17 protein-coding genes are annotated in these 14,908 nt (G+C 31.0%); all 17 read left to right on the top strand.

Annotation, left to right across the window (positions count from 1 at the left end; translation table 11 throughout):
• The first annotated feature begins 648 nt into the window (after positions 1-648).
• The 17 genes from B0B05_RS07585 to traN are packed head-to-tail and all read left to right on the top strand — an operon-like array spanning position 649 to position 14,898.
• Positions 649-1,008, top strand: a complete 360-nt coding sequence (locus B0B05_RS07585) for a plasmid mobilization relaxosome protein MobC (protein WP_076783058.1) — start codon at positions 649-651, stop codon at positions 1,006-1,008.
• A gap of 11 nt (positions 1,009-1,019) precedes the next feature.
• On the top strand, positions 1,020-2,444 hold the full coding sequence (locus tag B0B05_RS07580) for a relaxase/mobilization nuclease domain-containing protein (RefSeq protein ID WP_245799247.1): 1,425 nt from the start codon (positions 1,020-1,022) through the stop codon (positions 2,442-2,444).
• Between the two features lie 32 nt (positions 2,445-2,476).
• Positions 2,477-3,127, top strand: a complete 651-nt coding sequence (locus B0B05_RS07575) for a ParA family protein (RefSeq protein WP_076783056.1) — start codon at positions 2,477-2,479, stop codon at positions 3,125-3,127.
• Positions 3,102-3,398, top strand: coding sequence for a hypothetical protein (locus B0B05_RS07570; RefSeq protein WP_076783055.1), 297 nt, complete (start codon positions 3,102-3,104; stop codon positions 3,396-3,398). Before B0B05_RS07575 ends, B0B05_RS07570 begins: the two co-directional genes overlap by 26 nt.
• Positions 3,395-3,850: a hypothetical protein gene (locus B0B05_RS07565; protein ID WP_076783054.1), complete on the top strand. Its 456-nt coding sequence runs from the start codon at positions 3,395-3,397 to the stop codon at positions 3,848-3,850. Before B0B05_RS07570 ends, B0B05_RS07565 begins: the two co-directional genes overlap by 4 nt.
• 41 nt (positions 3,851-3,891) lie before the next feature.
• A complete protein-coding gene (locus B0B05_RS07560) occupies positions 3,892-4,206 on the top strand; it encodes a DUF4134 family protein (RefSeq protein ID WP_084173904.1) in 315 nt (104 codons plus the stop codon).
• A 10-nt stretch (positions 4,207-4,216) separates the two neighbouring features.
• Positions 4,217-4,543 carry a hypothetical protein gene (locus tag B0B05_RS07555; RefSeq protein ID WP_076783053.1) on the top strand — a complete coding sequence of 109 codons (327 nt, stop codon included), beginning with the start codon at positions 4,217-4,219 and terminating at the stop codon, positions 4,541-4,543.
• Positions 4,544-4,565: 22 nt separating this feature from the next.
• Positions 4,566-7,622 (top strand): TraG family conjugative transposon ATPase, encoded by a 3,057-nt coding sequence (locus B0B05_RS07550; RefSeq protein WP_076783052.1) that lies wholly within the window; start codon positions 4,566-4,568, stop codon positions 7,620-7,622.
• Entirely contained in the window at positions 7,615-8,271 is a 657-nt protein-coding gene (locus tag B0B05_RS07545; RefSeq protein WP_143745971.1) for a hypothetical protein, read from the top strand. Before B0B05_RS07550 ends, B0B05_RS07545 begins: the two co-directional genes overlap by 8 nt.
• Positions 8,272-8,286: 15 nt before the next feature.
• Positions 8,287-8,976 (top strand): hypothetical protein, encoded by a 690-nt coding sequence (locus B0B05_RS07540; RefSeq protein ID WP_173786350.1) that lies wholly within the window; start codon positions 8,287-8,289, stop codon positions 8,974-8,976.
• Between the two features lie 4 nt (positions 8,977-8,980).
• Positions 8,981-9,646 (top strand): hypothetical protein, encoded by a 666-nt coding sequence (locus B0B05_RS07535; RefSeq protein WP_076783050.1) that lies wholly within the window; start codon positions 8,981-8,983, stop codon positions 9,644-9,646.
• A gap of 16 nt (positions 9,647-9,662) precedes the next feature.
• Positions 9,663-10,469 carry a hypothetical protein gene (locus B0B05_RS07530; protein WP_076783049.1) on the top strand — a complete coding sequence of 269 codons (807 nt, stop codon included), beginning with the start codon at positions 9,663-9,665 and terminating at the stop codon, positions 10,467-10,469.
• 4 nt (positions 10,470-10,473) lie between these two features.
• Positions 10,474-11,763, top strand: coding sequence for a TraJ family protein (locus B0B05_RS07525; RefSeq protein WP_076783048.1), 1,290 nt, complete (start codon positions 10,474-10,476; stop codon positions 11,761-11,763).
• Between the two features lie 12 nt (positions 11,764-11,775).
• Complete coding sequence (traK, locus tag B0B05_RS07520) at positions 11,776-12,390, top strand: conjugative transposon protein TraK (RefSeq protein WP_076783047.1); 615 nt, start codon at positions 11,776-11,778, stop codon at positions 12,388-12,390.
• 10 nt (positions 12,391-12,400) lie between these two features.
• On the top strand, positions 12,401-12,754 hold the full coding sequence (locus B0B05_RS07515) for a hypothetical protein (RefSeq protein ID WP_076783064.1): 354 nt from the start codon (positions 12,401-12,403) through the stop codon (positions 12,752-12,754).
• Positions 12,744-13,976 carry a conjugative transposon protein TraM gene (gene traM / locus B0B05_RS07510; protein ID WP_317044120.1) on the top strand — a complete coding sequence of 411 codons (1,233 nt, stop codon included), beginning with the start codon at positions 12,744-12,746 and terminating at the stop codon, positions 13,974-13,976. The genes B0B05_RS07515 and traM overlap by 11 nt, the downstream gene beginning before the upstream one ends.
• Positions 13,977-14,031: 55 nt before the next feature.
• The gene (traN, locus tag B0B05_RS07505; RefSeq protein ID WP_076783046.1) at positions 14,032-14,898 is read left to right on the top strand and encodes a conjugative transposon protein TraN; all 867 of its coding nucleotides are present in this window, start codon (positions 14,032-14,034) and stop codon (positions 14,896-14,898) included.
• The last annotated feature ends 10 nt before the right edge of the window (positions 14,899-14,908 follow it).

Genomic DNA, 14,908 nt, shown 5'->3' with positions numbered 1-14,908 from the left:
ACCTATAACCACGTTAATAAAGTAGTAGGTTCGCATCCGCTACCATGTTAAATAAGCACATGGTGTATAATTAACTTGTTTAATTAATTTGATGATTTTAACCACGTTAAACCAGTACTAGGTTTTCAATTATAAAAAGCTATATTTCAGTCAGATAGCTTTTTACTAAAGTATTATTTTAAAATTTTTCAATTTTTTTTCTGCATACTTGTCTTTATCTATACCGTATTTATTCTACTTTTTTGATCTCATAATTTTATTTTACAAATTACACATACTGGTTTTCAATATGTTATGTTTTTTAAACTATTTTGAAGAAATGTTTTTAAGACTTGCTGGAAAAATGCGCCATTTTTTTAGCAAGATGTACCTTTGTCCGGACATTTTTTTCAAAAATATCCGCCCAAAGGCTATCTTGCCTTTTTTGCAAAAAGGGGGAAATTCCTCGGAACTCGTCTTTCTTTCTTGATACTATTATTTCAAAATAATTTTGATGTTCAAATTTTAAGCATTTCTGATATGCTTAACACACCTTTGCGGCAATATTAATCAATTAAATAGCCTTATTTATACTTATTTAGACTGCTAAAAGCTTGATTTATTGTAATTTATAAATTTATGTTTCACATTTGTGTCATAATTCTAGTAATGGATAAAACCCCCGATAGAATAAGAATTGAAATTAGAATAGAGCGAGAAAGAAAGAAGAACTGGAAAAAGCTTTGTTCAGAGAGAAATGTATCACTAACTAGTTTAATCATTGACTCAGTAGAAAACAGGTTAATGCATGATGAGAGAAGAAAGATACTAGCGTTCATTGAAAAACAAGACAACATTTTTGTAAAAATTGAAACAAACATTAATCAAATTGCCAAAATCGCTAATACAAATAAAAGTATGTCTCCAAATGAAATAACTAAATTTTCTGAAAAACTAGTTGAAATTGAGAAATTGAAAATTGAACAAAACAAACTTTTTTCAATGATTCATAGCCTACTTAGCAGATGATTGTTAAAGTTATGGCTCCAGCTGGATCAAATTTTCCTGGCGTTAAATACAATGAGAAAAAGATTGAAAATGGGAAAGGGGAATTGATGTTAATGAAAAATTTTCCTTCTTATATAAATAGTTTAAGCAGTCAGGATGAAGTTAAAAAATATTTAGCTTCAGTTTCAAAAGATACAAGGACAAAGAAACCTCAATTCCATGCTACAATATCTACTAGATTTCAGGATCATACAAAAGAACAGTTAAAGGAAATTGCAGAAGATTTTATGAAGAATATGGGATATGGTGAACAGCCATTTATAGTAGTATTTCATAATGATACAGAAAACAACCATGTTCATATTGTTACTACCAGAGTTGATAAAAAAACGGGAAACAAAATTGAACATGATTTTGAAAGATTAAAAGCGCAAAAAGCCTTGAGTCTGACAATGGAAAAGTTATACAGTGAAAATTCAAAAAGTAAAATTGAAAAGTTATTAAAATACAATTTTCAAACACTTAATCAGTTGAAACTATTGCTTCAGAGAGATGGTTTCACAATGTCTGAAAATAATGCTGATAGTAACAAAATAGATGTTTTGAAAAATGGTGTAGTTGAAAAAACATTACAAGCATTGAATTTTAGTAATGCAAAAAATGCTAACCGATTAAATCAGATTAAAGCAATAATGCAGAAATATAAAGGGCAATGGTCAAATCAAGTTTTCAAAGTAGTAGATCGTAGAGCAATTGAAGGGATGTTACCTAACGAAAAAATTAGTGATAACAGTAATCTAATTCCAAATATTGAGTATGAAAGTGAACTACAAGAAAAACTTAGAAAGAAATTTGGTATAGACATTATTTTCCATTTTAAAGATGACCGTTCACCCTTTGGATACTCTCTAATAGATCATAAAACTGGATCAGTTTATAAAGGAAGTGAAGTATTAAAAATGAATGACCTTTTTGACATTACAGACAAACAAATTGATAAAAGATTATTTGAGAGAATAAAAGATTTTACTTTTTCAAATACTCAATCTAAAGACATAATTCAATCACACTTTCAAAAAAAATTTGGCGTACAAAGTTTCATGATTTACAGTAATAATATTAGAAAAAGTAAAGAAACTTTCATGGCTATTAAAGATGATCTTAGAAATAAAATAAACGGAAAGACTCAAAGTGATGTTATTCTTAACAAGGTAGATGGTGTCTATTATTTTTTGCATCAAAGTTTACACTATTCTGGAAAGATAGAAGATATGATTAGTGAAAAAGAGATGGTTGATTTTTTACAAAAAATTGAAGGAAAAAATTCAACTAATATATTATCCGACATTTTAAACTCTGGTAATAGTATTATTTCTGAATTCTTGAAAAGTTCCGGAGGATCCTCAAAAGATCCTGGAGAAGATGAATTGAAAAGAAAACGAAAAAAACGCCGATAGGTAAACTTTCACAACTTATAAAAACTAAAATTATGATTATCACATTCGCTACACAAAAAGGAGGAGCAGGTAAGACTACTTTAGCAATCGCATTTGCTAACTATCTCTGTCAAGTTTCTAATAGAAAGGTGAATGTTTTTGATTTTGATTTTCAAAAATCTTTTTATAATAAATGGATAGAAGACGATCTTCTTGATTTTCCCAAATTATATAATGTAGAAGTTCTAGGTGATGCAGATGAAGAACCATTTCAAGATTTAGAAATTTTATTTGATTTAAGAGATAGCGAAGAAATTAACATTTTTGATCTGGCCGGAACCTTAGACGAAAAATATAGTGATCTACTTACTTACAGCAATTTTATAATTATTCCTTTTGAATATTCCGACGTGTCTGTAAAATCAACTCTTGTTTTTAAAAATCTATTAGGTCTTCTAGAAAGCCAAGCCGAAAGAATTTTTGTACGATCTAAATACGATAAATCATATAAGTACCTAAACCAGCCAGATATGGATAATGAGATTTCAAAATATGGAATCTTGGTGAATTCACCTGTTTACAAAAGAAATTGTTTACAAACAATAGATACAAGAAGATTAACCTATGAACAAAAATATTCAGTTCAAAAGACCTTTAATGAAATCATAGAGCAAATTAATGAAACATTACAAATTACCATTTAATATAAAACTTGAGAGAAAGTATAATGACATTACTATAGAAAATTATTTGTCAGATCGCGAGCAAACTACAGAAGAACGTAAAAATCGAATAATTCAGATAGATAATGATCTACACATTGAACTTGGCAAATTTCAAACTTTTGATTGCGATATAAGTGAGATAATCGATATCGGTATGCGCTACGCCCTAGGTAAACATGATTTTAGAAAACTCGTTGCTAAAATACTTGAGGAAAAAGAAACTAAACAAAAACAAATAATACTAACATGATAAAATTTACTTTGACACTCCTAGCCGTATATATTCTTTATTACGGGGGCAACATACTTTACGATCTATTCATCAAGAAAGAGAAAGTAATTGTCGCAGATGAAGGTGAAACATTCTCATTGGAAGACATTGCTGCAAAAGATTCTGAACCAATTTCCAATGTTGGGATAGAAGATGTCGAAAACATTAATATGCCTAATCAATTCCAAAAAAACGAATGGAGCAATAATAATGATGAAGACTCTTCACACGTACAAGATATCGAAGAATTGAGAAAACGTTTTGAGGCAGAACAAGAAATTGATGATATATCATCTACAAAAAATAAAATAGAAACTCCTCCAGTTGCAAAGAAAAAATCAGAGTGGAAAGAGTTTCTAGGAAAAGCTGAAACAAATGTCCGACTAGTCGCAAACTATGAAGGACACAAGGTTTTTCACTCCTTAATTTAAACCCATTTAATTTTTTAAATATTTTTATTATGATCGAAAAAATGACAAAGAGGATATCTGAAATGATATCAAAATCGAAAAAGAAAGTTTTAGCAGCAGCTGCTTTCGTAGGAATGACTGGATTTGCCTATGCCGGTCCTATTGGTTCTGCAACGAGTGAATTAGCACAGTATAGATCCGAAATTAGCGGATTGGTCTATGCAGTCGGGGGTATTGTAGGTTTTGTTGGAGGTCTTAGGATTTACAACAAATGGCAGAACGGAGATCAAGACGTCAACAAAGAACTTTTGGGATATGGTGGCGCAATGATTTTCTTATTTATTGTACCAACTGTTGTCGGGGCTTTCTTCCCTTAATCTGAATCTTATGGGTTTTTATTTATACAAGGGGCTAAAAAAGCCCCTTGTTTTATACGGATTGAAGGATAAGTATATCTATTATGCTCTCGGGTGTGCCGTGGCTGGACTTATAGGAGGAATGTTACTATCCCAAGTTTTTAATCTCATAGTTGGTTTAATCTGGATTGGGATATTTGGTGGTACAATATATTATCTATACAGATTTCAAGATAAAAATGGATTATTCAGTAAAACCAAAAACCATGATGAAATTTACATATTTCCTAAAAAATTCAAAACGAGTATCATCTTAAAAAACAAAGCAAAAGTTATTAAAAAATCACATAATTCTTAAAACTAATTGACAAAATATTTAAATGAAAAAAAAGGCATTTGAAATACCTTTCATAGGGTATGATAGAGGTCAGGATTACAAATGGAATTTTGACGTCTTAATAGGACAGTACGGTAATCCTGTAATTGGAATTAAAATAAAGAATATTGTTGAACAATATTCCGCTGATCCAGACATGTATGAAAATTTTCATACCATACTAAACCAAGTTGTTGCGATTATTGGAGAGAATCGAATAGTCCAAAAACTCGATATTTTCTCAAAGAAACAATATAAAGCAGAGCCTTCTAATGAATTTTTGCAGCAGAAATATTCAGATCATTTTGACGGTAGATTGTTTAAAACAATTGATACTATTTTACTTTTTACGGACTTAATTGATGATAAGTTAAAACCTAAAAAGAAACAGTACGATTTTACTGAAAAAAATTATAAAGATCTAAGAGATAAATGTCAAAAGGTTTATATGTTATTGGAGCAAAATAATTGTGAGCCGAAGTTTTTACATGTAGAAGATTTTGAATATTACATAGGAGGGACTTTGTCTATGAACTTTACCAAAATGCCACTTTTTGATAATCTTAAAGCAAACAATGAGAATTTACAAATAGGTAATGATTTCGTTAAAACAATTTCATTTGTGGACGTTGAGAATATTGATTTGCCATCATCTGTGGATACATTTTCGTATTTGGGTGGAAACGGTTCAGCAGCAGATACTGCTGTAGATAACTTTAGTTTCATTAATGAACTTGAAAATTACAAAACCATAATCTATAACCAGGTTATTTCTATACCGGCACAAGCACAACAACAGAGAGATCTTGACAAAAAGAAAAAAAGACATGAAGGGGTTGCCGCCAATAATCCGTCTAATGGAATTATAGCAGATGAAATTGGGGAATTACTTCACAATATTGCACTTGATGGACAACTCGTTGTAAATGCCCATTTCTCAATGGTTTTTTCAGCAGCATCTTTTGAGGAAATGGAAAATTTGGAATCTATGATTGAAAATAAACTTTTCACAAAAGGAATCATTGTTTCCAAGAATGCATATAATCAACTGGAACTTTGGCGATCGTGTATTCCTGGTAATGCTGTCGAACTTAGGCAGTATGATTTATTCATGACAACAAGCGAAGCTGCGTTGTGTTTTTTTTTTAAAGAAAGTTACCCAGTGAATGAAGAATCCAATTTTTATCTGAGATTTACTGATAGACAAGGGGTTCCTTTGAAAATTGATCCAGCTGACCTTCCAATGTCTTCAGGACGAATCAACAACCGTAACAAATTTGTACTGGGACCTTCGGGAAGTGGTAAATCATTTCTAATGAACAATATTGTTGAACAATATCTGACATACAATTATGATGTTATAATCGTAGACACTGGAGATTCATATTCAGGAACATGTAGTTATAAAGGTGGAAGATACATACAGTACACCGAAGAAAAGCCAATTACAATGAATCCTTTTTTAATGGATAAATCAGAATTCAACATAGAAAAAATTGAATTTTTAACCAATCTGATTTTTTTAATTTGGAAAGGACCAGATGCGACAATGACTTCAGAACAGAAATCAATTTTAGATAATGTTTTAATGTCTTACTATCATCAATACTTTAATAACGGTACTGAATGGTACGAAAGTAAATTGACTGATGAATTACTGTTACACTTAAGAAAATATAATATTCATTCTGAGGATATTTTTTCTGAAGTTGAAAATGAGAACAATCAAAAAACATATTATGATATTTTAGAAATTCCGTTTGATGCTCCAACTGAAGAAATTAAAATTAAAGGAAGAAAAAAAATAGCAGAGAAACATCCGGATAAAAATAAAAATAATGAAAACTATGATGTAAATGATTTCTATGAGACATATGCAGCCTATGAAACTCTAACAGATGAAGCGAAAAGAAAGATTTACAATGAGACTCAAATGATTCTTATTAAATCAAATGAAATTATTAAAAGGCCGGAAACTGCTGATGATTGGAATGAATCAATGAGACATGCAATTATTAAAAAAATAAAAGATCTTGAAGAAAAGCTTAGTGTTCCAGAATTATCATTCAATGGCTTCTATGAATATTGTGACAAGTTTTTACCAATATACTTGAACAATAAAAAACATAATATAAAGGAATCAGAATTCAATCTCAGAACATTTCTATTTGTATTAAATGATTTTTATAAAGGCGGACGATATGGGACAACTTTAAATGAATCTGCGGATAATACTCTTTTTGATGAACCTTTTATTGTTTTTGAGATTGATAATGTAAAGGATAATCCAAAGCTATTCCCTATTGTGACACTCATTATCATGGATACATTTATTCAAAAAATGAGACTGAGAAAAGACCGACGAAAAGCCCTCATAATAGAGGAAGCTTGGAAGGCAATCGCTTCAAAATTGATGGGAGGATACATTTTATATCTATACAAAACTGTACGAAAATTCTGGGGCGAAGCAGTTGTAGTTACTCAGGAACTGGATGATATTATAGGTAATGCTGTAGTAAAAGATTCTATCATCAACAACTCGGATACTTTCATTCTGCTCGATCAGACGAAGTTCAAAGATAACTTTGATAAGATTGCTTCGTTGCTTTCACTGAATAAAGTGGAGCAAAATAAAATCTTCACAATTAATAATTTAAATAACAAGCACGGAAGATCTCGTTTCAAAGAATTTTATATGAAAAGAGGTTCTAAAGGCGAAGTGTACGGAAATGAGGTCGCTCTTGAGCAATATCTGACATATACGACTGAAAAGCCTGAGAAGTCAGCAGTAGAATACTATGTGAAAAGTTTAGGGAATTATGATAAAGCACTTGAAGTTTTCGTAAAAGATATCCAAAATTTAGGAGACACTCTTCCAAATCTGGTTTCTTTGGTCAATTTGTACAAGAAACCAATAGATAATAAAGCAATTGCATTTTTTAAATATATGAAGAAAAAACATGCAGGGCAAAATGTATGGAAAGCTATAAATATTCAATTACTAAATGAACAAATTAGTTTCTCCGAACTTGTTAATTCTAAAATCAATGATTATGTATAAACTTATTATTTTTTGTTTTCTTTTTTGTAGCGTATCATCTTTTGCACAAAATACTTACATAGATGTAACTACAACTCTTGCTTTGGCTACGTATGCTGATAATTTACGAAAACAGCAAGAAAAAACTGTTGCTCAACAGACAAAATTACAAGAGGCTCAAACTTGGGTGGGTTCTCAAATGGTTGTCGCTAATAATATACAAAATAAAGTTCTGAAGGGATTGTCTACCGTATCAAGTGTATTGAGCAACGGCATACAAGTGAAAAAAATTTTAGAAAGGATTCAGCGGTGTTATAAATACACTAGTGAAGTGCTCAATATTGTTTCTCAACATCCCCAATATTCAGTTTTCGGTGTCAAATCCTCAGAAAAAGTGTATTCATCAGCACTTGATATTGTTTCAGAATATTCAGATGCTCTTGCTTCAGGAGAAACCAATCTGGCTACCGCTGGTGATAGAGCTAAACTTTTACAAAATACACTTCAAAAAACAATGATTTTAGAGATGTGGATTTTGGATGTCAAACTTCGCTTAGAGAGAGCCATTAGACTTGGTTTCTGGAAATCTGCCAATCCTTTTCAGGGCTACGTTGACACAGATAAGTCGATTGTAGACAATATCATGCGCCAATACAAATGGAATTTTTAATAACACAATTTTAGTATGATGAAATCCAGAATTTTAGCATTGCCTTTGTTAGCTTCAATAGTTTTGATCACAACATCGTCTGGAGGTGGTAGCACTCCTGCTTGGGAACAGGAAAACGTATCCTTCCCAATGATGAACCTGGAAATAAGAAATGCGATGAACGAAAACGATCGACAAGTTCAAATGCGAAACAAACAAGTAACAAATACCGCTTTAGAAACAAATAATAAAGAAGAGTGGTCAAAGTTCAGACAAATGACTGTTAAAATTCAAGATAGACTAAAGATTGTTTCATTTGCCATTCAATCGGTTACAACGGGAGTAGCTATAAGTAGGGAAATAGAATCTATCAAACATTATCAGACACTAATTAATGAAGCGATACAATCAGCACCTTATTCAGTTGTTGTTGCTCTTCCTGGTGAAATAGATTTTCTTAATAAACTTCAGATGAACGTCAGACTTGTTGCAGGTATTGTCCTGTCGTACGGTGCAATAAACCAAATGGAAAAAGCCGAACGAAAAATTTTGTTAGACTTTGCATTAGGTGAGATTAGAGATTTACGAAGAGATTCACAACATACTCTTTTCAAGGTTAACGATCTTATTCGCAAAGTTCAATGGAAAAAAAATACTATTAAAGGCTATGTAAATTTAGATAAACAGATTATAGGAGAAATTTTAAATAATATAAAAGGATATTAATTACATGAAAAAAACTCATCTATTTATAGCGTTTAGTTTTTGGGGTTGCATTAATGTTTTCTCTCAAGATGTAGCAATCAATGAAAAATTACTTGCTCAAATTACCAAAAATCAAACAGTTAGATTAGCAAGCAATCAGGCTTTTTTAGATTCTTATACTAAACAGAACGAGTTATATAATGACATTAATAAAAAGCTTGTTCAGGTAGTTGCTATACAAAACCATATTTATACCAATTTGTCTAATGTTAATAGCGCAATTAAACAAAGTAAAAGATTAGTTGTCATAGGTGAATTACTTATCAAAGTTGGTAAGAACTCAGCTGAAATGCTTTCATTAACTGCACAATACCCTCAATATTCTGTTTTGTTGTATGAAATCTATGCAAAAATTCTTGATCAATCCCTTGCTCTCAAAAATCAAATAACTCAAGAAGTTCTCAATGAAGATAATGACTTCTTGATGGATCAATATGATAGGGAAAAAATATTACAGAATATTTACACAAAAGCATCAATTGTAAATTCCGACATATTATATATCATATTAAAAATTAAAAATAGAAAGGTTATTCCATATCTGTATCAAGTGCCGGTTCTAAGAGATTATATTAATCTGGACAAACATATCATAAATACAATTATTCGTCAATATCAGTGGAGTTTTTAAATCGAAATTAACAAACATGAAACAAATTATTACCATTTTATTATTCTTTTTTATCCATACTGTATATCATGGTCAATCTGTAAAAAAGTTGAATGATCCTGCTATAGTTTCTCAGGAAAAGAGAGCAGTTTTTGAAAGCTGGGGTGATTGGAGACCGTACCCGAAATATAATTTTTTAGGTATTCAAACAAATTTTGCATATGCAACTGTGTGGGGAATGTGGTCTCCAAGAATAAATCAGGATTACAAAGATGGTGCTGATTTGAGGCCATTAAAACCAAACGGAACAGAAGTGCAAAGATTGGCAACCGTAAAAGTTGAAGAAAGCAAAGCTGAACAAATTAAGACTGAATATGACACTATTTACAAAAGAAATATTCAAGATTTTGCCCATTGGACTGCAACTACTGTTGATGCAGATCCTCTATGGCTTTTGTATTATAAAACTATGTTAAGACCATTGAACGAGTTTCCTGATGACCCACAAACTGCTCAGGATTGGGGAATTATTGATCCAGAGGTTTTTAAAATAATGCAATGGTCAGGCAAAATTGATAGACTTAAAGAAAAGCTTGATTTATTGAAAGAAAAATATAAGATGTCAAGAACAATGGATATGCCCAGGGGAAAGAGATTTTTAATGTATCATGAAACCCTCATTGGTTGGAGAGAACTACTGACAACTATAAGAAATAATGACAAAACAATGTCACTTTCAATGTCATACAAAAAGAAGGTTGATGAAATAAAGAAAATTTTCCAACCACAAACTGATCGGGAGATAGTTGCAAGCATAATGACTAAATATAAAAATCAATTTTAAAATTATGAAGGATAAATACTTAACAATAGGATTTTGCATTGTAGCAATACTTGGTCCGATCTTAATTTTTGGACAAACTACATCGCAAGATTATGCAAATGATCTAAGCTACTTCCAAGGAGAGGGAAGCTTTGAACAATGGTTCATGAAAGTTTTTACAAAACTGAATGTTTCTATGCAGCAGAAAGCTGACGAAGTGGCTTTGTTTGGTAGAGCTATAGGTGGAATTGGATGTATGATCTATCTCGGTACAATGGGTTGGCAAATGATTTCAGGAGATAGGGAATGGGAAATTGTACCAATGATTCGTCCATTTTTTATAGGACTAATCCTCACATATTGGTCAGGATTTACGGCAATGGTTAGCAAACCATTTGAATTATTATCAACACCAAGCGAAGCTATTTTTGAAAATTTAGAAAAAGATGCTGATGGACTACGTGTAAAAGTTTACGAAAAAGAATCTAAATTGATTGATTATGCTGTTCAAGTTCAAGCAAAAGAGAAAGCTAAACAAAAAGCAATAGATGATACAAAAACTGAAGATGGCGGTATTTTATCAGATATGGCATCTTCAGTCACTGATGCGATGGATAGTCTCAATGCGAGTATCTATGAATGGGAAATTAGATTCAATTTCAACGGACAAAAACTTTTAGGAGATTTAATTCAAATGATTGCTTTAGCAATTTTAAGGATCTGTACTTATTTAATTTTCTTTATTCAAAAAATTTGGATATACGTACTAGAAGTTTTGGGACCTATTGCAATTGGAATGTCAATGATTCCTGGATTTGAAAGTTCTTTCAATAACTGGTTAGCAAAATATATCAATATTAATCTCTACACTTTTGTAGCTTTTACAATAATTAATATTGGACAACAACTAATTATGAGTGGCTATACAATGCAAATTGAACGTCTTGATACACTCGCCCCAGGAGGAACTTTTAATGATCCGGCTGTATTAAGATTTGTTTCTTCTAATGGATTTCTATTTATAACCCTTCAAACTGTTGTAGCATATATAGTAACTGGAATTGGTGTTCTAATGACACCGACAATTGCTGATACAATTGTTTCTGCAGGTGGAGCTAATGCTATGACAAAAATGAAACAAGCTGCTTCCACAATGTTTGCTAAAAATTCTTTTGGAAATAAAATAACCAATAATGCTGGTAAAGTAGCAAAAACAGCTATATCTGCTACTGCTACTGGTGCCGTTGGTGCTGCTGCTGGAATAGCTAATAACGTAAGAGAAGTAGGTAAATCAATAAATACAATGCGAAAATAAAAATGTAAAGTTATGCTAGTAAAAAATATAGAAAAAAGAATAAAAGTAAATAAAATAGTGTCTATTGCGGCTATTCTATTTGCCGTAGTTATCGTAATCGCTGGATTCGTTTTTAGTTATAAAATGATACAGGATTCAAGAAAATCCATATATGTTTTGGATAATGGAATTCCGGTACTAGTAAAGCAAACAGATGTTATGCTAAACAGGCCTGTAGAATATAAAGCGCAAATTGAATTATTTCACCGTCTATTTTTCACAATAGCCCCGGATGATAAATATATTAAAGAAAATATCCAAAAGTGTTTATATCTAATTGATGACAGTGGAAAGAAAGAGTATGCTAACCTTCGAGAAAAAGGATTTTATAATCAGATTATTGCATCCAACGCAATAGTAACTGTTCAGACCGATTCAATCAAATTAGATTCAGGTAAAAACAGGTTTATGTTTTATGGTAAACAGTTTATTAACAGAAAATCGTCCATCATTACGAGAAATCTTGTTACGGAAGGGTTTTATGAAGATATTATCAGAAGTCCAAATAACCCACATGGAGTTCTTCTGAAAGACTGGCGAATTATCAACAACGATCAAACTGACGAAAAAATTAAAAGTGTTTACTAAAAATACAAAAATGATAGATCAAGCAATTTTACAGTATAAAAAGTTTTATGCTTTTCTTGAAAAGCATCCAAAACAATTCTTTGTGGCAGCAATGCTAATCCTTTCCGTGTCATTCATTGGTATGATAATAAAAGGAGTTTTTTTTCCAGTTCAGGAAAAGGATTCCTTTCAACTTCCCAAATTGTATTCGCAAAGTGAACAAAAAAAAGAACAAATTGATAAGAGAGAAAAAGAAATCGAAAATAATCTTAAGCAATTATCATTTTATAAGATAAAGAGCGATCAAGGTTCTTTGACAAGAGAAGACAGCGTAAAAATAAAATACTTGTATAACCAATTACAAAAACTTAAAAATGGACATTAAAAAAATTGATTTTAAACAAAAGAAATATGTTTATCCTCTGATGTTTTTACCAGTAGCATTACTTTTTGGATACGTGTTTAACTCGTTTTCTTCTAAAAAACCTAAAGAAAAAGAACAAACAGAATTGTCTCTAGCATTAGGTGATAGTAATGATTCAATAATGACAAAAAACGATGCTTACGATGCGTATTTTGAGAAAAAAGGTGACAGAACAATGCTCGGTGGATTAGACCAGGAAAATGACAGTCTTCAGAGGTACAGTGATAATTTAACTTACGCTGAAAAAAGAAAAATTGATTCTCTAAAAGCTATTACAGATGAAAAATCTGATCAATTAAAGTATAATGATCGCGATTCTTATTATAAAAAGCAACAACAACAAGCCAGAAGAGACAATGATGATAGGGATTATAAAAGATCGCAAGAAATGATTAGAATGCTTAATGGCAAAGCATCAGGTAATTCGGTTAGTAATGGAGCATCAAATAATTATTCTAATTATAACCAAAATCAGGCGAAGAGTTCGAATCAAAACGATCCGGTGAAAATGATGAAACAGCAAATGCTGGTAATGGACTCAATTGAGAAATCTAGAGATCCTGAGTATCAAGCTAGATTACGAGCAGCACAAAAATTAAAATCAAATCAGGAAAAAATGGATGAATTTCTGAACTCAACATTTAAAGTTAGTAAATCCGGAATAAGCAGCGACTTCAATGCTTTTTATAAAGAGAAAGAAAACCAATTTATAAAAGCAGTAATAGATGAAAATAATAAGGGATATTTAGGCAGCAGGATTAGATTCAGAACTTTAGAAGATATTTTTATCGCCTCTCATAAAATTCCTAAAGGGTCAGTTTTATTTGGTCAGATTTCAGGGTTCTCCATGCAGCGAGTGACTTTGAATATCGTATCTGTTTTAGCTAATGGAGAAATTTTACCAGTGAATCTTTCTATTTATGATGTGGATGGAATGAAAGGACTCTATGTTCCTCAAAGTGTTTTTCGTGATATGGTGAGAGAAATGGGTAGTAATTCAGTCCAGGGTACACAGATGGACATGGGAAGTGAAGGTTTTTTTACAAGTATGGGGTCTAAATTATTTCAATCAACTTCTAGATCAATTGCAAACCTTATAAAAATGAACAAAGCTAAACTCAAATTTAATTCATATGTATACTTGATTGATGAAGAGGATCTTAAAAAGAAAAATCCGAAGTAATCATTATAAATAACTTTTAAAAATTAATATTAATTATAACTACAAATCAATAACAATGAAAAAATTATTTTATACCATCTTCCTAGCAACATCAGCTTTGTTAACCGCTCAAACAGCAACAAAAGAAAGTTTAATTTCTGATCTTCCAGAATTAGAAATAACTGACGGCATCAATCTTCACATAATTTCACCTGAACCAGTACAATTTGTTGATTTATCTACAGATAATTTAGTCGGCGACTTGCCTTCAGAAAATATTGCCAGAGTTAAAATTTCTGATGCTGATTCCAAATTAGATTCTAAAAAAATTAATAAGAAGAATTTTTACGTTGGACAAAACCTCGGAGTGATTACGGTTGTTGGACAATCTTTTATGGCTCAGTATAAAGCCGTTTATAGGAATTCAGATAATTTGAATACTGTGACAAATATTCATATACAGCCCGAAGATATGCAACCTATTGAGTTTCCTAAGATGACTCTTTCTAATATGGAATTGCACCGATTTGCTTTAAACTTGTTATCAAAAAAAATTGATGAAAAACCAGTTAGAAAGGAAGAAAATTTAAAACTTGAAATGGATTTGAACAATGTTTATGTAATGAATGACTATATTTTTCTGGATATCACATTCAAAAATAAATCTAATTTGGGTTACGATATAGATCAGCTAAAGTTTAGTATTGAAGACAAAAAAATTCATAAGGCTACGAATAATCAGAGTATTGAAATTAAACCAATTTATAAATCTAATTATCAAAAATTCTTTAGAAAGAATTATAGAAATATTTATGTTTTCAAAAAATTCACTTATCCGAATTCTAAGGTATTAATGATCAGACTGGTTGAGGAACAAATTTCTGGTAGGACAGTAGAAATGAAAATTAATTATTCCGATATACTTAAAGCTGATACATTTTAATAAAAAATAT

This window comes from Epilithonimonas bovis DSM 19482 (genome assembly GCF_900108115.1).
GTDB lineage: Bacteria > Bacteroidota > Bacteroidia > Flavobacteriales > Weeksellaceae > Epilithonimonas > Epilithonimonas bovis.
The sequence above is the reverse complement of the archived record's forward strand: the minus strand, read 5'-3'. Positions and strand labels throughout refer to the sequence as shown.